The sequence below is a fragment of the Inquilinus sp. NPDC058860 genome (genome assembly GCF_042743185.1).
Taxonomy (GTDB): domain Bacteria; phylum Pseudomonadota; class Alphaproteobacteria; order DSM-16000; family Inquilinaceae; genus Inquilinus.
Map to the genome: position 1 here is coordinate 91903 of NZ_JBHYMS010000018.1, position 23296 is coordinate 115198.

Consider the following 23296-nt stretch of genomic DNA (forward strand, 5'->3'; position numbering starts at 1 on the left):
GCGCCCGTCCGCTATTCGGCTTTATCGATGTTCCAGAAATAGGGGGCGGGGCCGTTCAGCACTCCGGTCAGGACGTTCCGCCAGGCGGTGGGGACGCTGTACTGGCCGAGCGGCAGGTACATCACCTCGTCATAGACATGCTTCTGCAGTTCTTCGGCGATCGCCTTCTGCTCGGCCGGGTCTTGGCTGCGGGCGAAGCGGGCGCGCAGGGTCTCGGCCACCGGGTCGGTCGGCCAGCCGAACCAGCCGCCCTTCGGCCCCTTGCCGTTCAAGGGGAAGCTGGACAGCGGGTCGGCCATGTCGGAGGTGACGAAATTGGTGAAGAACAGGTTCCAGCCGCCGTCCTTCGGCGGCGCCTGGCTGGCGCGGCGGGTCACCAGCGTCTGCCAGTCCATCGCCTGCATGTCGACCGTGAAGCCGGCCTGGCGCAGCGACTGGGCCGCGACATTGGGCTGGATGCTGACGGTCGGGACGTCGGTCGGCGCCATCAGCACCACCGGCGTGCCGTCATAGCCGGCCTCCTGCAGCAGCTGCTTGGCCTTGGCGATGTCCGGCTGCACTGCCCCGGCTTCGCTCGCCAGCACCGTGCCGCAGCCATAGATCGAGCCGCAGAGCTGGTAATAGTCCGGGTTGCCGGTCATCGCGTCCATGAAGTCCTTGGGGGTCAGCGCGTAGAGCGCCGCCTGGCGGATCTTCTTGTTGTCGAAGGGCGGGTACAGGAAGTTCATCCGCCCGATGTTCTGGAAGCCGAGCGTGTTGGCGATGTGGACGGTGATCTCGTCATTGCCATCGAACAGCGGCAGCAGATCGATCGGCACCTGCTCGTAGAAGTCGATCTCGCCGGTCAGGAGGGCGTTGGCCGCGGTCTGCTGGTCGCTCATCGCCACCCATTCGACCCGGTCGACCTTCACGGCCTTGCCGCCGGCCGCCCAGCTCGCCGGCTCGGTCCGCGGCACGTAGTCGGCGAATTTGGCGTAGACCGCCTTGACCCCGGGCTGGAACTCCTCGGTGACGAAGCGGAAGGGGCCGGAGCCGGTATAGTCGGTGATCGGCTGGTCGGCCGGCGTCTCGGCGACCCGCTTCGGCATCATGAAGGGAACGATCGAGCTGGGCTTGCCCAGGGCCTGCAGCACCAGGCCGTAGGGCTCCTTCAGGGTCAGGACGATGGTGCGGTCGTCCTTCGCCTCCAGCGACGCAGTCTTCTCCAGCAACAGCTGGCCCAGCGTGTCGCGCTGGCCCCAGCGGCGCAGCGAGGCGACGCAATCCGCCGCCGTCACCGGCTGGCCGTCATGCCATTTGAGGCCGTCGCGCAGGGTGAAGCTGTAGGTCAGGCGGTCGTCGGAGACCGTCCAGTCCGCCATCTGCGGCTTGACCTCGAAATGCTCGTCCATGGCGACGAGGGTGTCGTAGATCATGTAGCCGTGATCGCGGGTGATGTAGGCGGTGGTGATGATCGGGTCCAGCACCCGCAGCGCCGAATGCATCACCGCCGTGATCGTCTTGCCTTCGGCCGCGGCCGGCGACAGGCACGCGGCAGTCGCCACAAGCGAAAGCATCGCGACGCGGGCCAGCTTGAACAGGCCTGCGAGGGAGAACGTCATGCCGAAGCCTCCAGATTTATTTTAATTTTTTCGGATTTCTTCCGCTCCCTGCCGTCAGAATTCTTTGGTTCTGATGGGGGAGGATCACTGTTGGTGAACGAATGATGGGAAGGGAGTCCGGATCGAGTCAACAGCTTTCGGCGTCGCCGCCCGATGCGCGCGGCACCATCCGGCATATGCGAAAGGCACCGGTTCCCGCAGGCGTGGTCCCACCTAGATTCATGGCAAACGACGGAATGCTCGCGATGAAGGCGCTGCAGTTCCTGGCCGTGGTGCTGACCGCCCTGGCGCTGGTTCCGGGCGGCGCGCACCTGCTGGCCATGCCGAACAAGCTGGGCCTGGACGGGGCCGCCTATTTCTCGGTCCAGGGGATCTATCGCGGCTGGGCGCTGCTCGGCATCGTGCCGATCGCGGCGATCGCGGCCGATATCGCCCTGGCGATCGGAGTGCGGCGGCAGCCGGCACCGTTCCGGCTGGCCCTGGCCGGTGCCCTGTGCCTCGCCGCCACCCTCGCGGTCTTCTTCCTGTGGACCTACCCTGCCAACCAGGCCACGGCGAACTGGACCGCCGTGCCGAACGACTGGGCGGCGCTGCGGCGGCAATGGGAATACTCCCACGCCGCCAGCGCGATACTGACGTTCGTTGCCCTGTGTCTGGTCACGCTGTCGGTCCTGCGCTGGCGGCCTGGCTAGGGCGCGCCGGTCAGGTTTCCCAGGACGTCGAGGAATTCCTGTGGCGACATGCGGTGGAGCTTGTCCCGTGCCGTCCGGAAATACGGCTTGCCGCCCCAGAGGCTCCGATCGCCGATGATGTAGAAGCCACGCTTGGCCCGGGTCGCGGCGACATTCAGCAGATTGGGTTTCGACGATGCCCAGTCGGCGCTGTTCGCATGGGCATGGTCTGCACCGAGCACCATCAGCACCAGGAACTCCTCCTTGCCCTGGAAGGTATGGACCGTGCCGATGCGTTCCTTGCACCAGTTGGCGAGATCCGTCCTTTTGGGGACGGCCGAGCCGAGCGGAGCGAGCCGCTCTTTCCAGCACTCGATATCGCTGAGCCGCCTCGTCAGGGCCTGCTTGACGCTGCGGAACGGTGAGATGAGATAAAGGGGCGGCAGCACGCCTCGACCGAGGCGATAGAGATCCAGCACGGCTTGGACGGCGATCTCGATCTGCTCGGGAACGACCTGCCTGCCCTCTCGGACCAAGCCCGCGACGTCGACCCAGCCTGCATATCCGTCCTCATCCGGACGGGTGGCGAAGATCATCTTGCCGTCATAGGCGATGGCGTTCGCGATATCGAACATGGTCCTGGCGCAGCGCCGATGGACACGCAAGGGGCTGCCGATCCAGATGCTCCCGTCCTGGTCGTTGGCGGGAACCATCGCCCCATAGGGATTGGCCCGATCGGCGAGTTGCTGCACCGAGATGCGGTTGGGCGCGTAACGCCCCTCCTGGACCGCCGCGACACCATCCGACAAGGCCTCGATCAGCCGGGCCGGAACCGTGTACACGGGCTCGATCTGCAGCGGATCGCCCACGACCACCGCGCGCTTGGCTCGCCACAACGCACCGACTGCAGCCTGAGGCGGGGCTTGGCCGGCCTCGTCGATGAACAGCCAGCCGATGTCACCCGGCCCCAGATCCTGGAACTGGCGGCCGAAGGACGCGAAGGTCGAGGACACGACCGGAACGACCATGAACAGGCTCTGCCAGATCAGCCTGGCGTGGTCGGCGTCGATCGGGCGCCCGCCCTTCAGCATCCGGCTGATGGCGGTCAGATTGCCGCCGAAGCCATGCCCGCCCTTGTCCTTGTGTCTGCCGGCCTCCGCCAGCCACGCCTCATGCAGGGCCAGCGCGGCTTTGAACAAACTCGAACGCAGCTCGGCGAGGCGATCGTCATGCCAGAGTCCTCTCTCCTGGACGGTCTCCCTTTCCAGATCCGTCAGTTCCGAAAGCCCCAAGCGGTCTTGCAGATCCTTCCAACGATCCTGCTTGCGCGACCACTCCACTGTCGCCGCATCGCGCGCCGATCGGGCCGTTTCGAGTGCCGCCGTGGCTGTGGTGAGCGTGGCTGAGGCGGAGGCTGCTTGCGCTTCCAGCACCCGCAGGCGCCTGCGGCGGGATAGCTGCTCTTCGGCATTGGCCCGGCGGCTCTCCTTGAAGGCCCGATGCTTGGACGGCCGGAACAGCCAGGCCAGGCGACCAGGCGCCTGGCGATCGATCAGCCGTTCCTCCTCGGCGAGATCGGCCAGCTTCCTCTGGCACTGCGCGAGTTCGGACTCGATCGTGGCGAGCCTCGCCATGGCGGCTTGCTGCGCCGCCTCGGCCGCTTCTGCCTTCGTCGCCGCGGTGCTCAGGATGTCCGTCGCATCCGACGACAGCATCTCGGTCGCGATGTCGGCTTGCTCCGTCAACACCGCGATCTGCGTCGACACGGTTTGATCCGCCTCGCGGAACGACCGGGCAGCAGCGGCGAAGGACGGGCCGTCGTAAGCGTCGATCCATTCGCGAATGGTCGCTACCGGGTCTCGCAGGGCGGGCTTGCGGCCCCGCTGCTCCACCCTGAAGAATACCCGATCCGCAAAATCCCGGCGGTTCGCGAACTTGCCCAGCGCGCAGGAAATCAAACCCCAGGGCGCATCATCGGGCTCGGCGGGTTCCTTGAGCCTCCCGTTTCCTTGCTGGACCACGACCTTGTGAGCGACCGGCCGCAGATAGCTGGTGTTCCTCCAGCCCTCACCGAGCGCCCCGCGTTTCGGCAGATCCTTCGAGATGTTCTCGACCGCCGTGTTGTTGGAGGAGCCGACAACCATCTCATGGCCGACGAGCTCGGGAGAAAGCTGACGGATCCAGGCCGGATCATCCGACCGCGCGAAGGCCGCACGGATCGAGGCGTTGATGAGGGTGTCGGCAACCGTCTCGAAGCCGGCCAGAGCGCGCGCCCGACGGACGATGATCTCTGCGATGATGTCGCCGAGCAGAGTGGTCTTCCCGGTGCCCGGCGGGCCGTTGACCGAGAACACGCCGTCGGAGCCGAGGCGTTCGAAGGCGGCGTTGATCGCGAATTGCTGCATCAAGCTCATGGCCTGTTCCGGCGTTCGCAACCAGCGCCCTGAAGGCTGATGGCCCGGATGCAGCATATCGAAGATCGCCCGACGTCCCGCCCCGGAGTAAAGGTCGATCCTCTCTGACGTCGGCGGATCGAGATAGGCGGCCAGGGCAGCCGGGACCTCGCCCCGGCGCAGCGCGGCCATCGCCCGATCCAGATCCCGGATGTAGAAGCTGTTCAGGATGTCGATCCCGGCATCCGTGGCGACGATCTCGTCATCGTCGCCATCGGTCGGCTTCTCACCGGCTTCGGCGTGCTCCGGGCCGGTCTGATCCGCCGCTCGGTGAGCCGGCTCTGATCTCTCCGAAATTCTCTTCTTCTTTGTTACGACCTGCAGCACGGCGGCGTCCGAGTGCTTGGGGGAAAAGCCGGCCCAATCCTGGAGCAGCCCGAGGAGGGAGATGAGATCAGAGCCGCTCAGTCCTGCTGGCTGCTTGTCACCCGCTTTCAGCAGCCGCTTGGTCTCGGCACCGCGCAGGCGCTCACCGAGGTCAGCGAAGGCATCGGCGCGGTTCTGGTCCGTCAGTGCGTCCCAGTCTTCATGGTTGGCGCGTCCGATCGCCCATGGCACCGTCGACACCGAGATCGAGTCGAGATCCGGCACGCCGCCTGGTGTCAGCTTCAGCCTGGCGAAGCAGGTGTCGCCTTCGGTGTCGGCACGTTCGGCGTCTTCGTTTTCCCCGTTCCCGGCGACCGCCTTGCTGCGGAGCCCTTTCGCGAGCTGGTCGATTTCCGCCTTGGCGAAGACCCCGAGATAGAGATTGAACCCGGCGATCTCCTCGTCTTCGCCGATGGAGACATCCCAAAGATCGAACGCGGTCTTCTTGGCCAGCGTGGCAGAAGCGACCGCAATGCACTCGCTTCTCTTCTCTTCGGTGACTTGCTTGAGGTCGAAGGGGATGAAGAACTCGATCCTGTGCCAGTAAGCCAGAATCTCGAGAAGCTTTGCGGTCTCGGCTTCGGCCATGGCTCGTCTCCGCTGGAGAGGGGGCTCGAGGGTCAGCGTGCCGTCACTTCCCTCACTGCCCGCCACTCTTCAGCACCAGCGGCGACAGGTCGGTGATCTGGTCCTTCACCGCCGCGACCAGCCCGGCCGGGCAGGCGGTGCCGACGCCGGACAGGCTGCATAGGCGCAGATCGTCGATGTCGGCCCCGCCTTCGGCGATCTGTGAAGACGACAGCGGCAGATGGGCCTTGTCATAGGCCGCCAGCGGCCAGATCCGGCGCGCGACATAGATCGCCTCGCGGCCGACGGCGATGTGCAGCAGCTGCATCTCGCCCTGGCCGTCGGCCTTGCGCCTGGTGCAGCCCAGCGCGGTGCGGACGGTCCCGGCCGGTCCGGTCCGGACCTGGCCCTGGACCACATCGTCGCAATCCTGCTTCAGGGCGTCCGCGCTCTCGCGGATGAAGTCGGCCGGGTCGCTGCTGCCCAGCCCGCCGATGCGGGTCACGGTGATGCTGCCGTCCGCAGCCGCGGCCGGGTCATCCTTGCGCCACTCGACCACGGTGGTGCTGCCCTCGGTGCCGGCGAAGCTGCGGGCCCAGCCGGTCGGCAGGGCCAGGGCCAGGATCTCGCCGTTGCCGCCGGGCAGGACCAGCGTGCTGCCCGTCTCCGCCGCGGCCGCGCCGGACGCCGCCAACGCGCCGAGCAGCGCCAGCGCCGCGCCTCGAACCATCATCCTCATCCTGCTTGTCCTACTCAACCTGCCTCGGCGGCGGGGACGACGAAGCTGTCCATCACCCGCTTCTCGCCGGAATGGTCGAAGGCGATGGTCAGCTTGTCGCTGTCGACGCTGCGGACCTCGCCATAGCCGAACTTCTGGTGGAACACCCGGTCGCCGATAGCGAAGGCGCGGGCCGGGCGCGGCCGGGACTGCACCTCGTAGCCGCTGCCCTCGATCACTGTCGGGGCGCGGCGCATGAAGCCGCCCTGCGGCGGTGCCGTCCACAGCCGGGTCGGCGCCGTCTCCGCGAAACGGCCATAGCCGGTGTCGCCGAAGCCGGTCTCGGAGGTGACCTCGACATGGGCGTCCGGCAGCTCGCCGACGAAGCGCGAGGGCAGGGCGGTCTGCCACTGGCCGTGGATGCGGCGGTTGGCGGCGGCCGAGACATAGGCGCGGCGCTTCGCCCGGGTCAGGCCGACATAGGCCAGGCGCCGCTCCTCCTCCAGGGCGGCGATGCCGCCGTCGTCCAGTGCGCGCTGGTTCGGGAACACCCCTTCCTCCCAGCCCGGCAGGAAGACATGGGCGAATTCCAGCCCCTTGGCCGCGTGCAGGGTCATCAGCGTCGCCTGCTCACCGGTCTGGCCGGCCTCGTTCTCCATCACCAGGCTGACATGCTCGAGGAACGCCTGGAGGGTCTCGAATTCCTCCAGGGCGTTGATCAGCTCCTTCAGGTTGTCCAGCCGGCCCGGGGCCTCGGGTGACTTGTCGGCCTGCCACATGGCGGTGTAGCCGCTCTCGTCCAGCACGGTCTGGGCCAGCTCGACCTGCGACGCCTGCTCCGACAGGCGGCGCCAGCGCTCGAAATCGCCCATCAGGGCGCGCAGCGCGCCGCGCGGCTTCGGCTTCAGCTCGTCGGTCTCGATCAGCCGTAGCGTGGCTTCGGTCAGCGCCACGCCCTGGGCGCGGGCGACCGTGTGCAGCAGCTGGACGGTGGCGTCGCCCAGGCCGCGCTTCGGCACGTTGACGATGCGCTCGAAGGCCAGGTCGTCATCCGGCTGCGCCACCACGCGCAGATAGGCGATCGCGTCGCGGATCTCCTGCCGTTCGTAGAAGCGCGGGCCGCCGATCACGCGATAGGGCAGGCCGAGAGTCAGGAACCGTTCCTCGAACTCGCGCATCTGGAAGCCGGCGCGGACCAGCACGGCGACCTCGCTCAGCGGCACCTTCTGCTGCTGCAGCCGCTCGATCTCGTCGCCGACCCAGCGCGCCTCCTCCTCGCCATCCCAGACGCTGCGGACGACGACGCTATCGCCGCCCTCCGCCTCGGTGAACAGGGTCTTGCCCAGGCGGCCCTGGTTGTGCGCGATCAGCCCGCCGGCGGCGCCCAGGATGTGGCTGGTGGAGCGGTAGTTCTGCTCCAGCCGGATCACGGCGGCGCCGGGGAAATCCTGCTCGAAGCGCAGGATGTTGCCGATCTCGGCGCCGCGCCAGGAATAGATCGACTGGTCGTCGTCGCCGACGCAGCACAGGTTGCGGTGCTTCTGGGCCAGCAGGCGCAGCCACAGATACTGCGAGACGTTGGTATCCTGGTACTCGTCGACCAGGATGTAGCGGAACCGGTCCTGATAGTCGGCCAGCACCTCCACATGCTCCTGGAAGATGGTCAGGTTGTGCAGCAGCAGGTCGCCGAAATCGCAGGCGTTCAGCGTCCGCAGCCGCTCCTGATAGGCGGTGTACAGCTGCAGCATGCGGCCCTGAGCCACCTCGCCGGCATCGGCCGGTTTCAGCTTGGCGGGGGTCAGGCCGCGATCCTTCCAGCGCTCGATCACGCCCAGCAGCACCCGGGCCGGCCAGCGCTTCGAATCGATGCTGTCGGCCTCGATCAGCTGCTTGATCAGCCGGATCTGGTCGTCGGTGTCGAGGATCGAGAAGTTCGAGCGCAGCCCCACCAGCTCGGCATGCCGGCGCAGGATGCGGGCGGCCAGGGCGTGGAAGGTGCCCATCCACCAGCCCTCGGTCGGGGTGCCGAGCAGGTGCGAGACGCGCTCACGCATCTCGCGGGCGGCGCGGTTGGTGAAGGTGACGGTCAGAACCTGGCTCGGCCAGGCCCGGCGGGTCGACAGGATATGGGCCAGGCGGGTGGTCAGCACCCGGGTCTTGCCGGTGCCGGCCCCGGCCAGCACCAGCACCGGGCCGTCCAGCGTCTCGACCGCCTGGCGCTGCGCCGGGTTCAGGTTCTGCAGATACGGCGGCTCGAAGCCGGCCGGCATGTTCCGGGAAAGTTCGACCATGCGTCTCCTATAGCATGACCGGGCTGCGTCGGAACCTTCGGCGTCCGGTTGACGCAGCCTGGAGGCGCGTCGAGGATCGCCGCGACCCGAACCGAGAGCCTGCCATGACCGACCTCGTCATCCGCCCCGCCGAGCCCCGCGACGCCAGGGAGATCCTGGCGATGATCACCGAGCTGGCGGTGTTCGAGAAGGAGCCCGACGCGGTGCTGGCGACCGAGGCCGACCTGCTGCGCGACGGCTGGGGCCCGAACCCCAGATTCGAGGCGCTGATGGCCGAGCGCGGTGGCGAGGTGCTGGGCTTCGCCCTGTTCTTCTCCAGCTACTCGACCTGGGAGGGGCGGGAGGGGATCTATCTCGAGGACCTCTATGTCCGCGACGCCGCCCGCGGCCTCGGCGTCGGCCGGGCGCTGGTGACCCGGATCGCGCAGCTGGTGGTCGAGCGCGGCGGCAAGCGGCTGGACCTCTCGGTGCTGACCTGGAACCCGGCGCGGGACGTCTACGAGCGGCTGGGCTTCGAGCACAAGTCCGACTGGACCGGCTACCGCCTCAGCGGCGACGCGCTGGCCGCGCTGGCGGAGAAGGGCTGACGGGCTACCGGTTCCGCTGCCGGAAGAACTCCAGGATGATGCAGAGGACCACCGGCACCAGGTTGAGCGCGACGATCGTCCCGGCCAGGCCGGTGCCGAGATAGAGGCCGAGCGACAGCGCTCCCTGGAACGGGTCCAGGCCGATGCCGTAGGACGGCGTGATCGACATCGCCGAGGCGCCGGCGACCAGGGTCACCGGCAGCCGCGCGATCATGTGGAAATGGTAGGCGACGCCGGCGGTGTAGAGGATCGGGATCTGGCTGGCCTGGACCAGCAGCGACAGGGCATAGCCGAGGCGGCGGCGATTCCACAGCAGGGCGCCGGCGGCGATGCAGAGCAGCATCAGCAGCGCCGCGGCCGCCAGGACCAGCCACTGCGTCACGGCGATGATCGCCGAGCCGTCGCGATAGATCCGCTCGCCGATCTCGGTCAGGCCGGCGATCCCGCCGACGATCTGGATCACCGCGATGACGCGGTCGAGGGGGAGGGCGAAGCCCCGGGGAGTGCGGTCGGTGCTGGTCATCGGTTGCTCTGTTCGCTCTTCGGCGGCCGCGCTATTCGCACAGCCCGATCGAGCCCTCGGCGCAGATCTTGGCGCCGTCGGTCCAGGTGGCGCCGGACAGGTCGGCGCCGCGGAACACGGTGCCGCGCAGCTCGGCCCCGGTCAGGTTGGCGCCGCGCAGCCTGGTGCCGACGAAACGGGCGTTGCGCAGATCGCTCTTGCTCAGGTCGGCGCCGGTCAGGTCGGCGTCGGTGAAGTCGGTGTTGGTCAGGCGCGCGGAATCCAGCTTGGCACCCTGCAGGATGGTGCGGATGAACTTGGCGCCATAGGCCTCGGCACCGGTCAGGACCGCCCCGTCCATCGTCGCCCGGGTCAGGCTGACGTCGCGCAGCTGGGCGCCGGTCAGGTCGACGCGGCTCAGGACCCGTCCGTCCTGCAGGCAGCGCCGCCAGTTCACCCCCGGCGCCGCGGCATCGGTGCAGCCGGCCCATGCCGTCGCAGCGGGGCCGAGCAGCAGGGCGACGGAAAGGGTGAGGGCCCGGGCGACTCGGGAACCGAGGGATGCGACCGACATGGCCGGACAGTCACCGATTCCCGGGACTCAGCGCAAGCGCGCCGACGTCACATGGATTTGCCGACCGGGCGGACGATCCGGCGCTGCCGCTCGCGGAAGGCGATGAACAGGCTGGAGCCGACGATCACCGCGGTGCCGAGCAGCTCGATCGGCGTCGGGAACTCGCCCCAGGCGAGGAAGCCGAGGCCGAGAGCGAAGACCAGAGAGGCGTAGTCGAAGGGCGCGATCACCGAGGCCGGGGCCAGCTGGTAGGCCTTGGTCATCAGGATCTGGGCGATGCCGCCCAGCACCCCGACCGCGACCAGGATGGGGATGTCGATCAGATCCGGCCAGACGCCGACGAAGGGCAGGGTGGCGGCCCCGACCACCGCGCCGGACAAGGTGAAGTAGAAGACGATGGTGACGTTCGATTCGGTGTCCGCCATCTTGCGGATCGAGACCATGGCGAAGGCGGTGGCCAGCGCCCCGGCGAGCGCGACCAGGGCGCCGAGCGAGACGCCGGTGGCGGGGGTCGGATGCACCACCAGCAGCACGCCGACGAAGCCGATCACCACCGCGCTCCAGCGGTAGATCCGGACCGTCTCGCCGAGCAGCGGGATGGCCAGGATGGTGATGAACATCGGCGCGGCATAGCCCAGCGCCGTCGCGGTCGCCAGCGGCAGCAGGCTCAGCGCGGTGAAGCCGCAGAACATCGAGACGAGGCCGGAGCCGGAGCGGCGCAGATGCCCGCCCAGCCGCTCGGTCTTCAGCACCCGGAAGCCGCCGAGGCGGTGCACCAGCCACAGCACCGGGATCATGGCGAAGAAGCTGCGGACGAAGACGATCTGCCCGACCGGGTACTGGTCGCCGAGCTGCTTGATCAGCGCCGACATGCAGGTGAAGAGGGCGGCCGAGGCCAGCTTGTAGCCGATGGCGGGCAGAATGGAGGCCGGGGCCGCTGCGTCGGCGGGCCCTTTCGGTTCGGCCTGGGAGATCGTCATCGGAAACGGGGCCCGTTGCGGCTCGATCGTTCCCCAAGACTTACGCGGGACGAATCGCCAGGGCCATGGCCGATCGCGCCGGGTCTGCCATGCATGTCGTTGGAATGGAGACGTCGGTTGGGCTCGCAGTCCGCGAACCCAACCGACGCGGTCGGTTTTACTCGCCCGTCCAGCCCTTGTAGTCGTTGACGTTGTCGCGGGTGACGAGGGTCGAGGGGATCAGGGTCGGGTCCTGAGCGGGCTTCTGGCCGTTGAGCAGGCCGACGCCCTCCTGCACCGCCTTGCGGGCCATGAAGAACGGGTCCTGGGCCGAGGATGCCTGGACCAGGGTGTTGCCCTTCAGCGCGGCGACGATGTCCGGCGCGCCGTCGACCGAGGTGATGATGATGTCGCTGCGGCCGAGCTGCTTGGCCGCCAGGTCGGCGCCGATCGCGGTCGGGTCGTTGATGGCGAAGACGCCGTCGATCTTCTCGAACCGGGTCAGCAGGCTCTGCATCACCGCCAGGCCGCCGTCGCGCGAGCCCTTGGCGTCCTGGTCGCCGGACAGGATCTTCAGGTCCGGCAGCTTGTCCCAGACGTTGTGGCAGCCCTTGACCCGGTCGGTCACGGCCGAGACCTGGGGGCCGTTGACGATGACGACGTTGCCCTTGTTGCCGAGCTTGTCGGCGATGTACTTGCAGGCGATCTCGCCGGCCTGGACGTTGTCGGTCGTCACCGTGGCGTCGGCGCCCTCGGCCGCGGTGTCGACCGCGACCACGGTGATGCCGGCCGCCTGGGCCTTCCGGATCGCCGGGCCGATCGCCTTCGGATCGCCGGGGTTGAGGAGGATCATGTCGACGCCGGCGGCGATGAAGTTGTCGATCTGGGTGAACTGCTTGCCCAGGTCGTAGTCATAGCCGACCGCCTGGACCTCGACATCCGGGTTGGTCTTCTTCGCCTCGAACTCCGCGCCCTTGGCCAGGGCGACGAAGAACGGGTTGCCCATCGAGCCGAGCGAAACGCCGATCTTCTTCAGGTCCTTGGCCTCGGCGGCGCCGACCGAAAGCGCCAGCGCGACGCCGGCGAGCAGGATGTGTTTCAGCACGTGGTTCCTCCCCTGGTCTGTGCGATGGAGCCGACGGGGCGACCAGAGATCCCGCCGGCGCTGGGAACCTCAGGTGCGGGCCGATCCCTGCAGGCGCAGCCGGTCGAGCGCGACGGCGCCGATGATGATCAGGCCCTTGATGATGTACTGCCAGACGTCGGGCACCCCGACCAGGATCAGCCCGTTCGACAGCACGGCGATGATCAGCGCGCCCACCAGCGTGCCCCAGATCGAGCCGATGCCGCCGACGAAGGAGGTGCCGCCCAGGATCACCGCGGCGATCGCGTCGAGCTCGTAGCTGGTGCCGAGCTGCGTGCCGTTGGCGGCGTAGAGCCGCGCGGCCGACATCACCCCGCCGAGGCCGGCGAGCAGGCCGGAGGCGCCGTAGACGAACAGCAGCACCCGCCAGACCTTGATGCCCGACAGCCGCGCCGCGTCCGGGTTGCCGCCGACCGAGTAGATGTGCACACCCAGCACCGTCCGCCGCAGCACCAGCCAGGACAGCACGATCACCAGGAAGGCAATGATCACCAGCCAGGGCACGCCGAACAGGGTGCCGTTGCCGATGAAGTCGAAGGACAGGGACGGGTTGAAGACGGTGGTGTCGCCGCCCAGCAGCCGGGCGATGCCGCGCACCGCGGTCAGCGAGCCGAGCGTGACGATGAAGGGCGGCAGCCGCAGGAAGGCGATCAGCACGCCGTTCGCCAGGCCGAAGGCCAGGCCGGCGAGCAGCCCGAACAGGATGCCGAGCAGCCCGAGATCCGTGAGCAGGAATTCGCCCAGCCCGAAGGGAAGGCTGAGCGTGAGATCGGGGATCAGCGACCCGATGACCGCGACCATGGCGGCGGCGGCCAGGATCGAGCCGACCGACAGGTCGATGCCGCCGGTCAGGATGACGAAGGTCATGCCGGCGGCCAGCACGGTGTTGATCGAGGCCTGCTGCATCACGATCGAGGCGTTCTGCCAGGAGGCGAAGCGGCCGTTCATGAAGTAGAAGGCGAGGCACAGCAGGATCAGCACCGGCAGCATGCCGACGGTCCGGATCAGGCCCTGGATCATCAGCCGGCGTTCGGCGTCGCGGTTGACGGCGGAGGTTGCGGCGTTGTCGGCCATGGATGACGATCCCTTACTGGACGGTGACGGGGTCGGTGATGCCGGTGGCGAGGGCCATGATCGCCTCCTGGGTCAGGGGGCGGCCGGAGGCGCCGCCGACCTCGCCCTCGATCCGGCCTTCGCGCATCACCAAGGCGCGGTCGGCGATGCCGATCACCTCCGGCAGCTCCGAGGAGATGACGATGACGCCGATCCCGGCCTTCGCCAGCCCGTCGATGATGCGGTAGATCTCCGACTTGGCGCCGATGTCGACGCCGCGCGTCGGCTCGTCGAGGATCAGGATGCGCGGCTTGGTCTCCAGGAGGCGCGACAGCAGCACCTTCTGCTGGTTGCCGCCGGACAGCGCGCCGACCGTGACCTCCGGGTTGGCCACCCGGATCTTGAGGGCGGCGATGGCGTCTTTCGCCCGGACCTTGGCGCGGGCGCGATCAAGGATGCCGCCGACGCCGGCATCGGTGCCGCAGACCACGAGGTTGATGTTGTCCTGCACCGACATGTCGAGGAACAGGCCCTGGCCCTTGCGGTCCTCGGTCAGGTAGGCGATGCCGGCGGCGATGGCGTCGCCCGGCCCGTGGGTCTGCAGCGGCTGGCCGTCGAGGCTGACCTCGCCGGTGGTCTTCGGCTCGGCGCCGAAGATCAGCCGTGCCAGCTCGGTGCGGCCGGAGCCGACCAGGCCGGCAATGCCCAGCACCTCGCCCTCGTGCAGCTCGAAGCTGCAGCCGCGCACCCGGTGCCCGTCGCCGATGTCGCGGACCGAGAACACCACCCGGCCGCGGCTCTGATGCGCGTCGTGCTCCTTCTTGTAGAAGCCGGAGATGTCGCGCCCGACCATCATCCTGACCAGCGCCTCGGCCGACAGGCCGTCGCGGTCCAGCGTGCCGACATAGCTGCCGTCGCGCAGCACCGAGACGCGGTCGGACAGCTCGTAGATCTCCGACATCCGGTGGCTGATGTAGATGATCGCCAGCCCCTCGGCTTTGAGCCGGCGGATCAGCTCGAACAGCCGGTCGGTCTCGCGCGCCGACAGCGCCGTGGTCGGCTCGTCCATCACCAGGATGCGGGCCTGGGCGTGGATGGCGCGGGCGATCTCGACCAGTTGGCGCTCGGCGATCGACAGAGTGCCGACCAGGGTGGTCGGGCGGAAGCCGGCGCCCAGCCGCTTCAGCACGTCCTCGCAGCCGGCCAGCATCGCCTTGCGGTCGACGAAGGGGCCGGATTTCGGCTCGCGGCCGAGATAGATGTTCTCCGCCACGCTCAGGTTCGGCGACAGGCTGAGCTCCTGGTAGATCACGGCGATGCCGAGCTGCTTGGCGGCGAGCGGCCCGTCGATCGTCACCTCGCGGCCATCGAGCCGGATGGTGCCGCCGGCATCGGCCTGGTAGGCGCCGGACAGGACCTTCATCAGGGTCGACTTGCCGGCGCCGTTCTCGCCCATCAGGGCGTGGATCTCGCCGGGGTAGACGGTCAGGTCGACCCGGGTCAGCGCCTTCACCCCCGGGAAGGTCTTGGAGATGCCGTGCATCTCCAGGATCGGAGCGGGGCTAGTCTGCGGCTGCAGCATGGTCGCGCCATCCTCTCTCGTCGGCGCTGCGGGTCAGGATCGAGGCCCGCGGCGAGAAGCTGAAGAACATCGGCAGGCTGGCGGCGCCGATGGCGCCGGCGTCGCAGCCGAAGGAGCCGTGCAGCAGGCGCGGCGGCTGGCCGGCCTCCGGCACGGTGGCGGCCAGCCGCGCCTGCAGCCGGCCGATCAGGGCGTCGATCAGCCCGTCGTCGATGTCGGCGTCGATGATCACGCTGCGCACCTCCAGGAGGGCGGTGGCGGACCAGATCGCGTCGGTCAGGGCGTCGACGCAGTCCCCGACCCATTCCGCCACCGCCGGCCGGCCGGCGGCGATCGCGGCCTTGAGGTCGGCGCGGCCATCGCCGGGCAGGCCGTGGAAGGCGAGGTGGCGCGACAGCGCGTTCAGCGAGGCGCGGGTCAGCAGAATGTCGCGGCCGTCGGCGGGGGAGGGGGCGGAGGCGAGGCGCCCCGGCCCGACCGGCAGCAGCGCCACGTCGCCGGCATTGCCGGTCGGGCCGCGCAGGCAGTCGCCGCCCAGCACCACGCCGCCGCCGATGGCGGGGCCGATGAACAGGTACAGGAAATCGTCGATGCTGCGGCCGATGCCGTAGAACAGCTCCGCCACGGCGGCGGCGGTGCCGTCGTTCTCGCCGAAGACGGGCAGGCCGGTCGCCGTCTCCAGCATCGCCGCGAAATCGACCGTGTCCCAGGCTGCGAAATCGGCCGGCGGCAGGTCCAGCTGGTGCAGCCAGGCGCCGAGATTGTAGGGCTGGGCCAGGCCGATGCCGGCCAGCTTCGGCCGGTCGGTCGGGGACAGGACAGCCAGCAGCTCCTCCACGTCCCGGCGGGCGATGCGCAGCGTCTCGGCGGGGGCGGGCAGGAGGCCGTCATGGCTGCGGCGGGCGATCACGGCGCCGCCGAAATCGATCAGCACCGCCTCCATGCTGCGCCGGTCCAGACGTACGCCGATGCCGTAGGCGCCTTTGGGGGCGAGCCGGTACAGGGTGGCGGGCTGGCCGCGGCCGCCGTCGTGGCGCTTGCCGAGCGAGACGATCAGCCCATCTCTTTCGAGTTGCGCGATGATGCCGCCGATCGCAGTGTTGGTCAGGTCGGCCAGCCGGGCCAGCTCGGCCTTCGACGCCTCGCCGGCGCGGCGCAGGGTCTGCAGCACCAGCCGCTCGTTGTAGCGGCGGAGCTGCACCGAATTCGTGCCGCGGCGGATGGCGGACGACCGTCGCACTTCCTGACCTTCCTCCTGGGCATCGGTTGATATTAATTGAACGCGATGGAATTAATCCCGATGCGCTGTCCTCGTCAAGGGACGGTTTCTCTCGTTCCTGCGTCGGGCTGCGACAGGAGGTTGCCGAGACGGCGAGCTCCATTGTCGATCAAGGCATACCTCTCGGTCACCTTGTCACGACACCTTCGGGCCGCTCGTGCAGCCTACTCCTCGAAGCGGCCCGTGGCGTCACGATCGCGGTCGTACCGTCTCGTGAGCGGAAACGGCGGCAACCAGGACTCCCGACGGACGATCCAGCTTTCGTAGGTCGGCATCCGCTGGTCGGGGGCATCCAGGGACCCCAGGTTGACTTCGATCTCGTCTGCGCTGCGAGCGAAAACGGAGGAACCGCAGCGGGGGCAGAAAAACCGCCCGGCATAATCGCGTGTCTCGCCATCGATCGTCACCGCATCCTGAGGGAACACCGCGGAAGCGCTGAACAGGGCACCGTGATGCTTGCGGCAGTCGAGACAGTGACAAAGGCCGACCCGGTATGGGCGGCCCGACGCCACAATCCGGACGTTGCCGCACAAGCAGCCGCCAGTGAAGCGGTCCATGCTGCACCTCCTCTGAAATCAAGCGGGCGGAATGGTTGCAACGAACGGCACTGTCATTGCAATGGCCCGCTGCGGGCGGCGCAGCGGCACGAATGTCGCGGTTCGCGGATGCGAACCCGGCCTATGCGGGGCCGGGCACTGGCAGCTCGGCGATCCGCCACAGGCCCAGCGCCTTGTCGCGATAGGCGCCGCCCTCCTCGGTGCAGCCCTCGACGATGACGCGGTGCGGCGCCGGCAGGCCGAAGGGCGGGCGCTTGAGGTTCAGCGGCCGCCAGTCGCCGTCGGCGATGGCGCGGTTGCCCTGCAGCTCCAGGAAGGTGGTGGTCAAGAGCCAGGTCGAGCCGGAGCGGCGGAGATTGGCGAAGGCGGCGGCGATGCTCTCGGCCGAGAGATGCACCAGGCAGTCGCGGCACAGCACGACGTCGGCCTTCGGCAGCAGGCCGCGCGTCAGGTCGAGGCGCAGGAAGCGGCGCCGGCCGGTCTCGCCGTACCGCATGATGTTCTTGGCGACCAGGTCGGCGACGATGTCGCCGCCGGTATAGGCGATGCCTTCGAGATCGGTCCTGCTCATCCAGCCGAAATCGCCGCAGGGCAGGTCGAGCAGCGAGGCGGCGCCGAGCTCGCGCAGCAGGGCCGGGATCGCGGCGCGCAGTGAGGCGGTGCCGTCCAGGCCGGAGCCGAGGCCCGATCGCGACTCCTCGGCGCCCCAGACATTGTTGCGCCAGATGTAGTCGAAGGTGTCGGCCAGGCCCAGCCCGGCCAGCGCCCCGGTGTGCCGGCGGTAGACGCGCTGGGCCAGGGCCTCCGGCCGGTCGGCGTCCGCGAGCGGCTTGGTCTCATCCGTCATCGCGGGCCTTTCAGGCGGCGCAGGCCTCGGCGCGGCGCGGGCGGATGCCGAGGAAGCGGCAGATCGCCAGAGTCAGCTCGGCCCGGTTCAGGGTGTAGAAGTGGAACTCCTCCACCCCGTGGGTCTGCAGCAGCCGGCACTGTTCGACCGCGACCGAGGCGGCGACCAGCTGGCGCGTGTCCGGCGTCTCGTCCAGCCCTTCGAACAGCATCTCCAGCCAGTCCGGGACGGCGGCGCCGCAGGCGCCCGCGAACTCCCTGGTCCGGGCGAAGTTGGTGATCGGCAGGATGCCGGGCACGATCGGCAGGCCGATGCCGGCCGCGGCGGCGCGGTCGCGGAAGCGCAGGAACGCCTCGGTGTCGAAGAAGAACTGGGTCAGGGCCCGGTCGGCGCCGGCATCGGCCTTGCGCTTCAGGTTGTCGAGATCGAATTCGGCCGAGGGCGCCGCCGGATGCGTCTCCGGATAGGCCGCGACCGAGATGTCGAAGGGGGCGATGCGGCGCAGCCCCGCCACCAGGTCGGCGGCATAGGCGTAGCCGTCCGGCCGCACCTCGTAGGGCGCGCCGCCGGGCGGGTCGCCGCGCAGCGCCACGATGCGGCGGATGCCGGCGGCCCACAGGGCGCGGGCGACGCCGTCGATCTCCTCGCGCGAGGCGCCGACGCAGGTCAGGTGCGAGGCGGTGGGCAGGCCGCTGCCGTCCTGGATCCTGGTGACGATGCCGAAGGTGCGGTCGCGGGTCGACCCGCCGGCGCCGTAGGTGACCGAGACGAAATCCGGCGCCAGCGGCGCCAGCCGCGTCACCGTTTCCATCAGCGTCGCCTCCGCCGCTTCGCTCTTCGGCGGGAAGAACTCGAAGCTGACGATCGGATCACGGCGGCCGATCTCGGCCGCGGCCGGATCGCGGCGGCCGGCTTCGGACACCGTGTTGGCGGGGGTGGTCATGCCGCGGCTCTCCGTTGCGCCGCCCGCCGGGCGGGCCAGATGGTGACGGTGAGGGGGGCACCGGGCAGATGCACCGGCGGTTCGGACTCGAAGCCGGCCCGCTCCAGCCAGCGGGCGAAGATGTCGTCGGGAAAGCCTAGCCAGCGATGGGCGTGCTCGCTGCGCAGGTTCTCGACATCGTGCGGCGCGAAATCGGCGACGAGCAGCCGGCCGCCGGGGCGCAGCACCCGCGCCGCTTCGGCGATCGCCGCAGCGGGGTCTTCGAGATGGTGCAGCACGTGGTGCACCAGCGCGACGTCGAAGGATTCGCCGGGCAGCGGCAGCTGGTACAGGTCGCCCTGCCGCACCTGGCAATGCCGCTGCAGCCCGGCGCGCTCGATATTGGCGCGGGCCACCGACAGCATCTCGCGCGACAGGTCGATGCCGACGGCGCGCCGCACCCGGTCGCCGAGCAGGATCAGCATCCGGCCGCTGCCGGTGCCGAGGTCCAGCAGGTCGCCGATCTCGCCGGGCGGCAGCAGGTCGACGATCGCCTGCTCGACCGCGCTGTCGGCGATGTGCAGGGTGCGGATCTCGTCCCAATGCGAGGCGTTGTCGCGGAAGTAGCCGGCGGCCATCTCGGCGCGCTGGCGCTTCACCGCCTCCAGCCGCTCCAGGTCCAGCCCGACCGTGGCGTCGGCGTCGGGGATCAGGTCGACCAGGCTGCGCGCCAGCTCGGCCACCGCGCCGGTCTCGGCCAGGCGGAAGAAGGCGAAGGTGCCCTCGCGGAACCGGTCGAGGAGGCCGGCCTCGGCCAAGAGCTTGAGGTGGCGCGACACGCGCGGCTGGCTCTGGCCCAGGATCTGCGTCAGGTCGGTGACCGACAGATCGCCATGGGCGCACAGCATCAGGATCCGAAGCCGTGTCGGCTCGGCCGCCGCCCTCAGCCCCTGCAGCAGACGCTCCACGACCTTCCGGCCTCCCGCTCAGCACCACACCGAGAGGCACGATACCAAACTCTCAGCAAGACATAAACATGTCTTTATGTGTTTGTGCGAGGAGGCTGGCTCTGCCCTACAGCGCCCCCATCCCGGTCAGCTCCCGCCGCGCCTGCTCCGGCGATTCGAAACGGATCGCGCGCATGCCGACGGCGCGGGCGCCGACGACGTTGTCCGGGTTGTCGTCGATGAAGATGCAGTCGGCGAGGGTGAGGCCGAAGCGGCTCTCCAGCAGCCGGTAGATCCGCGCATCCGGCTTCAGCAGCTTCTCATGGGCCGAGACGATGACGCCGTCGAACCAGCCCAGGAACGGCCATTTGGTCAGGGCCAGCGCGAACTTCTCGGCCGAGAAGTTGGTGATGGCATAGACCTTGTCGCCGCGGTCCTTCAGCCCCCTCAGGATCTCGACCGTGCCCTCGATGACATGGGGCACCATCTCCTCCCAGCGCTCGTCGAAGGCGCGGATCAGGGGCTCGTGATGCGGGAATTCGGCGACCTTGGCGGCGATCGCCTCGGTGAAGGGCGTGCCGGCATCCATCGACAGATTCCAGTCATGGGTGCAGACTTCGGTCAGGAACGCTTCCATCGCCGCCTCGTCCGCGAACAGCTTGCGATAGAGATGCCGCGGGTTCCACTCGAGCAGCACGGCACCGATGTCGAAGACGACGGTGGGGCGCCCCGAGGGCGGGTGTGACGAGGACATGGCAACAGGCTCCGCTTCGGGCTATGTGGATTCGCTGGTAGCACGCGGGGAAAGCCGACCCAAGCCATGAAGCTGCACACCTATTACCGCTCCTCCGCGGCCTATCGGGTCCGCATCGCCATGGCGCTGAAGGGGCTCGACTATGATTCGGTGTTCCATCATCTGCGCCGGGGCGAGCAGGCGGCCGAGCCCTACCGGTCGCTGAACCCGCAGAAGCTGGTGCCGGCGCTGGAGGGCGAGGGGGCGGTGATCACCCAGTCCCTCGCCATCATCGAATATCTCGAGGAAACGCACCCCAACCCGCCCTTGCTGCCGCCCGACCCGGCGGGCCGCGCCCGGGTGCGGTCGATCGCGCTGTCGATCGCCTGCGAGATCCATCCGATCAACAACCTGCGCGTGCTGCGCTATCTGCGCTCGCCGCTCGGCCATGACGAGGCGGCGATCGAGGAGTGGTACCGGCACTGGGTGGCGGAGGGGTTCGGCGCGCTGGAGACCCAGCTGTCACGGTCGCCGGAGACCGGCGCCTTCTGCCACGGCGCGATGCCGACCGTCGCCGATTGCTGCCTGATCCCGCAGCTCTACAACGCCCGCCGCTTCGACTGCGATCTCAACCCCTATCCAACGCTGCTCGGGATCGAGGAGCGGGCGGTGGCGCTGCCGGCCTTCGCCGAGGCGGCGCCGGAGCGCCAGGGCGACGCCGAAGCCTGAGGCCGATACCGGCGGCCCCGGGGGCGCGCCGAATCCGCCGGATGCGGCGGCAATGACGAGGGGCAGCATGACCACCGGGACGCTCGACACCAGCCCGACCGCCTGGTTCCAGGAGATGACGCCGCCGGAGCGGCGGACCTTCTGGGCCTGCTTCGCCGGCTGGGGCCTGGATGCGATGGACGTCCAGATCTACAGCTTCGTGATCCCGACCATCGTCGCATTGTGGAGCCTGACCAACGCCCAGGCCGGCCAGATCGCCACGGTGACGCTGCTCTGCTCCGCCGTCGGCGGCTGGGCCGCGGGCCTGCTGGCCGACCGCATCGGCCGGGTGCGGACGCTGCAGCTGACCATCCTGTGGTTCTCGGTCTTCACCTTCCTGAGCGGCTTCGCCCAGAGCTTCGAACAGCTCTTGATCGCCCGCGCCCTGATGGGCTTCGGCTTCGGCGGCGAATGGGCCGCCGGCGCCGTGCTGATGGGCGAGGTGATCCGGGCCGAGCACCGCGGCAAGGCCGTGGGCACGGTGCAGTCGGGCTGGGCCATCGGCTGGGCGGTCGCGCTGATCGTCAAGACGGTGCTGTTCCTGGCCTTCGACCCGTCCGTCGCCTGGCGCTACCTGTTCTTCATCGGCATCCTGCCGGCGATCCTGGTGTTCTTCCTGCGCCGCTTCGTCGACGAGCCGCCGGTGTTCGCCGAGACGCAGCGCCGGATCGCCGAGACCGGCGACCGGCCCGGGCTCCTGGAGATCTTCTCCGGCCCGGTCCTGAAGACCACGATCCTGACCTCGCTGCTGACCACCGGCGCCCAGGGCGGCTACTACGCCATCACCACCTGGCTGCCCAGCTACCTCAAGGGCCAGGGCCTGTCCGACATCGGCAGCAGCGGCTATCTCGCCGTGGTCATCGCCGGATCGTTCACCGGCTATCTGGTCGGCGCCTACCTGGCCGACCGGATCGGGCGGAAGAAGCTGTTCTTTCTGTTCTCGGCTTGCGCCATCGTCATGGTGTTCGCCTATACCAGCCTCGACCTGAGCAACGAGGTGGTGCTGCTGCTGGGCTTCCCGCTCGGCTTCTTCGGCTCCGGCTATTTCAGCGGCGTCGGCGCCTTCCTGACCGAGCTGTTCCCGACCCGGCTGCGCGGCTCCGGCCAGGGCTTCGCCTACAACTTCGGCCGCGGCGTCGGCGCCCTGTTCCCGATGCTGGTCGGCACTCTCAGCGCCGGCATGCCGCTGGGCCGGGCGATCGCGGTGTTCGCAATCGGCGCCTACGCCCTGCTGTTCGTCGCCGCGCTGGCCCTGCCCGAAACCAAGGGGAAGACCCTGCATGCCGACGGCTGACCCGCTGCCCACGGCTCCGCTGTGCCAAGCGCCCGACCCAGCGCCGCATCCGCCGCGCCGGATCGTCCTGCCGGCCGGGGCCTGCGACACCCACGCCCATGTCATCGGCGGGCCGCCCGGCTATCCGCTGGTCGCCAGCCGCAGCTACACCCCGCCCGAGGCGTCGCCGGAAGCCTATCTCGGCATGCTCGACGCCGTCGGCATGGCGCGCGGCGTGCTGGTCCAGGTCAGCGTGCACGGCACCGACAACCGGCTGATGGTCGAGACGCTGACGGCCAACCGGAACCGGCTGCGCGGCATCGCCGTGGTCGAGGCCGACGCGCCCGACGCCGAGCTGGCCCGGCTGAAGGACGCCGGCGTGGTCGGGCTGCGGCTCAACGTGCTGTTCGGCGGCGGCGTCGGCTTCGACCAGCTGGAGCGCCTCGGCGACCGCTGCCGCGAGCTGGGCTGGCATCTGCAGTTCCTGCTCGACGCGCGGACCTTGCCGGAGCTGGCGCCGCGGCTGGAGCGGTTGCCGGTGCCCTTCGTCGTGGACCACATGGGCCACATGCCGGTCTCCGCCGGCCTCGACCATCCCGGCTTCCAGGCGCTGCTGGGCCTGCTGCGTCGGGGCAAGGGCTGGGTCAAGCTGTCCGGCGCCTTCCGCGTCTCGACGGCCGGTCCGCCCTATGCCGACACCGTCCCCTTCGCCCGCGCCCTGGTCGCGGCCGCGCCGGAGCGGATGGTGTGGGGCAGCGACTGGCCGCATGTGGCCCATCCCGGCCCGATGCCGAATGTCGGCGATCTGCTCGACCTGCTGGCCGACTGGGTGCCCGACCCGGCCCGGCGCGACGCCGTCCTCGCCGCCAACCCGGCCCGGCTGTACGGCTTCGGCTGATCGG

Annotated in this window: 21 protein-coding genes; 5 read left to right on the forward strand and 16 right to left on the reverse strand. The window is 69.2% G+C overall.

Going from position 1 to position 23296, the window contains the following annotated elements:
- Positions 1-11: 11 nt before the first annotated feature.
- Positions 12-1601, reverse strand: coding sequence for an ABC transporter substrate-binding protein (locus ACFW16_RS15025; protein WP_380306264.1), 1590 nt, complete (start codon positions 1599-1601; stop codon positions 12-14).
- Between the two features lie 236 nt (positions 1602-1837).
- Here ACFW16_RS15025 and ACFW16_RS15030 point away from each other — a divergent pair, with 236 nt between their 5' ends.
- On the forward strand, positions 1838-2293 hold the full coding sequence (locus ACFW16_RS15030; RefSeq protein WP_380306266.1) for a hypothetical protein: 456 nt from the start codon (positions 1838-1840) through the stop codon (positions 2291-2293).
- Here the strand turns inward: ACFW16_RS15030 and ACFW16_RS15035 are convergent.
- Genes ACFW16_RS15035 through ACFW16_RS15045 form a run of 3 tightly spaced genes read right to left on the reverse strand, consistent with a single transcriptional unit; the run spans position 2290 to position 8667 of the window.
- Positions 2290-5679, reverse strand: a complete 3390-nt coding sequence (locus ACFW16_RS15035) for a DEAD/DEAH box helicase (protein WP_380306268.1) — start codon at positions 5677-5679, stop codon at positions 2290-2292. The two genes, ACFW16_RS15030 and ACFW16_RS15035, sit on opposite strands and share 4 nt — an antisense overlap.
- Positions 5680-5731: 52 nt before the next feature.
- Positions 5732-6388 (reverse strand): hypothetical protein, encoded by a 657-nt coding sequence (locus ACFW16_RS15040; RefSeq protein ID WP_380306270.1) that lies wholly within the window; start codon positions 6386-6388, stop codon positions 5732-5734.
- A gap of 23 nt (positions 6389-6411) precedes the next feature.
- Positions 6412-8667, reverse strand: coding sequence for an ATP-dependent helicase (locus ACFW16_RS15045; RefSeq protein ID WP_380306272.1), 2256 nt, complete (start codon positions 8665-8667; stop codon positions 6412-6414).
- Positions 8668-8771: 104 nt separating this feature from the next.
- Here ACFW16_RS15045 and ACFW16_RS15050 point away from each other — a divergent pair, with 104 nt between their 5' ends.
- Positions 8772-9254 carry a GNAT family N-acetyltransferase gene (locus tag ACFW16_RS15050; protein WP_380306274.1) on the forward strand — a complete coding sequence of 161 codons (483 nt, stop codon included), beginning with the start codon at positions 8772-8774 and terminating at the stop codon, positions 9252-9254.
- Between the two features lie 4 nt (positions 9255-9258).
- On the opposite strand, the gene ACFW16_RS15055 is transcribed toward ACFW16_RS15050, so the two are convergent.
- The 12 genes from ACFW16_RS15055 to ACFW16_RS15110 form a co-directional block, all read right to left on the reverse strand.
- Positions 9259-9777, reverse strand: a complete 519-nt coding sequence (locus ACFW16_RS15055) for a hypothetical protein (protein ID WP_380306276.1) — start codon at positions 9775-9777, stop codon at positions 9259-9261.
- Positions 9778-9808: 31 nt separating this feature from the next.
- Positions 9809-10330: a pentapeptide repeat-containing protein gene (locus ACFW16_RS15060; RefSeq protein ID WP_380306278.1), complete on the reverse strand. Its 522-nt coding sequence runs from the start codon at positions 10328-10330 to the stop codon at positions 9809-9811.
- A gap of 47 nt (positions 10331-10377) precedes the next feature.
- Entirely contained in the window at positions 10378-11310 is a 933-nt protein-coding gene (locus tag ACFW16_RS15065; RefSeq protein ID WP_380306280.1) for a DMT family transporter, read from the reverse strand.
- 157 nt (positions 11311-11467) lie between these two features.
- Positions 11468-12394, reverse strand: coding sequence for an ABC transporter substrate-binding protein (locus ACFW16_RS15070; RefSeq protein WP_380306282.1), 927 nt, complete (start codon positions 12392-12394; stop codon positions 11468-11470).
- A 69-nt stretch (positions 12395-12463) separates the two neighbouring features.
- Entirely contained in the window at positions 12464-13507 is a 1044-nt protein-coding gene (locus ACFW16_RS15075; RefSeq protein WP_380306284.1) for a ribose ABC transporter permease, read from the reverse strand.
- Between the two features lie 13 nt (positions 13508-13520).
- Positions 13521-15068: a sugar ABC transporter ATP-binding protein gene (locus ACFW16_RS15080; protein ID WP_380306286.1), complete on the reverse strand. Its 1548-nt coding sequence runs from the start codon at positions 15066-15068 to the stop codon at positions 13521-13523.
- Positions 15049-16308 carry an ROK family protein gene (locus ACFW16_RS15085; protein WP_380306288.1) on the reverse strand — a complete coding sequence of 420 codons (1260 nt, stop codon included), beginning with the start codon at positions 16306-16308 and terminating at the stop codon, positions 15049-15051. The genes ACFW16_RS15080 and ACFW16_RS15085 overlap by 20 nt, the downstream gene beginning before the upstream one ends.
- 203 nt (positions 16309-16511) lie before the next feature.
- Positions 16512-16904, reverse strand: a complete 393-nt coding sequence (locus ACFW16_RS15090; RefSeq protein WP_380306290.1) for a GFA family protein — start codon at positions 16902-16904, stop codon at positions 16512-16514.
- Between the two features lie 121 nt (positions 16905-17025).
- The gene (locus ACFW16_RS15095; protein WP_380306292.1) at positions 17026-17751 is read right to left on the reverse strand and encodes a class I SAM-dependent methyltransferase; all 726 of its coding nucleotides are present in this window, start codon (positions 17749-17751) and stop codon (positions 17026-17028) included.
- Between the two features lie 10 nt (positions 17752-17761).
- Positions 17762-18694 carry a methylenetetrahydrofolate reductase [NAD(P)H] gene (metF, locus tag ACFW16_RS15100; RefSeq protein WP_380306294.1) on the reverse strand — a complete coding sequence of 311 codons (933 nt, stop codon included), beginning with the start codon at positions 18692-18694 and terminating at the stop codon, positions 17762-17764.
- A complete protein-coding gene (locus tag ACFW16_RS15105; protein WP_380306296.1) occupies positions 18691-19641 on the reverse strand; it encodes an ArsR/SmtB family transcription factor in 951 nt (316 codons plus the stop codon). Before ACFW16_RS15105 ends, metF begins: the two co-directional genes overlap by 4 nt.
- 106 nt (positions 19642-19747) lie before the next feature.
- A complete protein-coding gene (locus ACFW16_RS15110; protein WP_380306298.1) occupies positions 19748-20374 on the reverse strand; it encodes an HAD family hydrolase in 627 nt (208 codons plus the stop codon).
- 66 nt (positions 20375-20440) lie between these two features.
- On the opposite strand from ACFW16_RS15110, the gene maiA reads away from it, so the two are divergent.
- The 3 genes from maiA (at position 20441) to ACFW16_RS15125 (ending at position 23292) form a co-directional block, all read left to right on the forward strand.
- Positions 20441-21082, forward strand: a complete 642-nt coding sequence (maiA, locus tag ACFW16_RS15115; RefSeq protein ID WP_380306300.1) for a maleylacetoacetate isomerase — start codon at positions 20441-20443, stop codon at positions 21080-21082.
- Between the two features lie 67 nt (positions 21083-21149).
- The gene (locus ACFW16_RS15120) at positions 21150-22415 is read left to right on the forward strand and encodes an MFS transporter (RefSeq protein WP_380306302.1); all 1266 of its coding nucleotides are present in this window, start codon (positions 21150-21152) and stop codon (positions 22413-22415) included.
- On the forward strand, positions 22402-23292 hold the full coding sequence (locus ACFW16_RS15125; protein WP_380306304.1) for an amidohydrolase family protein: 891 nt from the start codon (positions 22402-22404) through the stop codon (positions 23290-23292). Before ACFW16_RS15120 ends, ACFW16_RS15125 begins: the two co-directional genes overlap by 14 nt.
- Positions 23293-23296 lie beyond the last annotated feature (4 nt).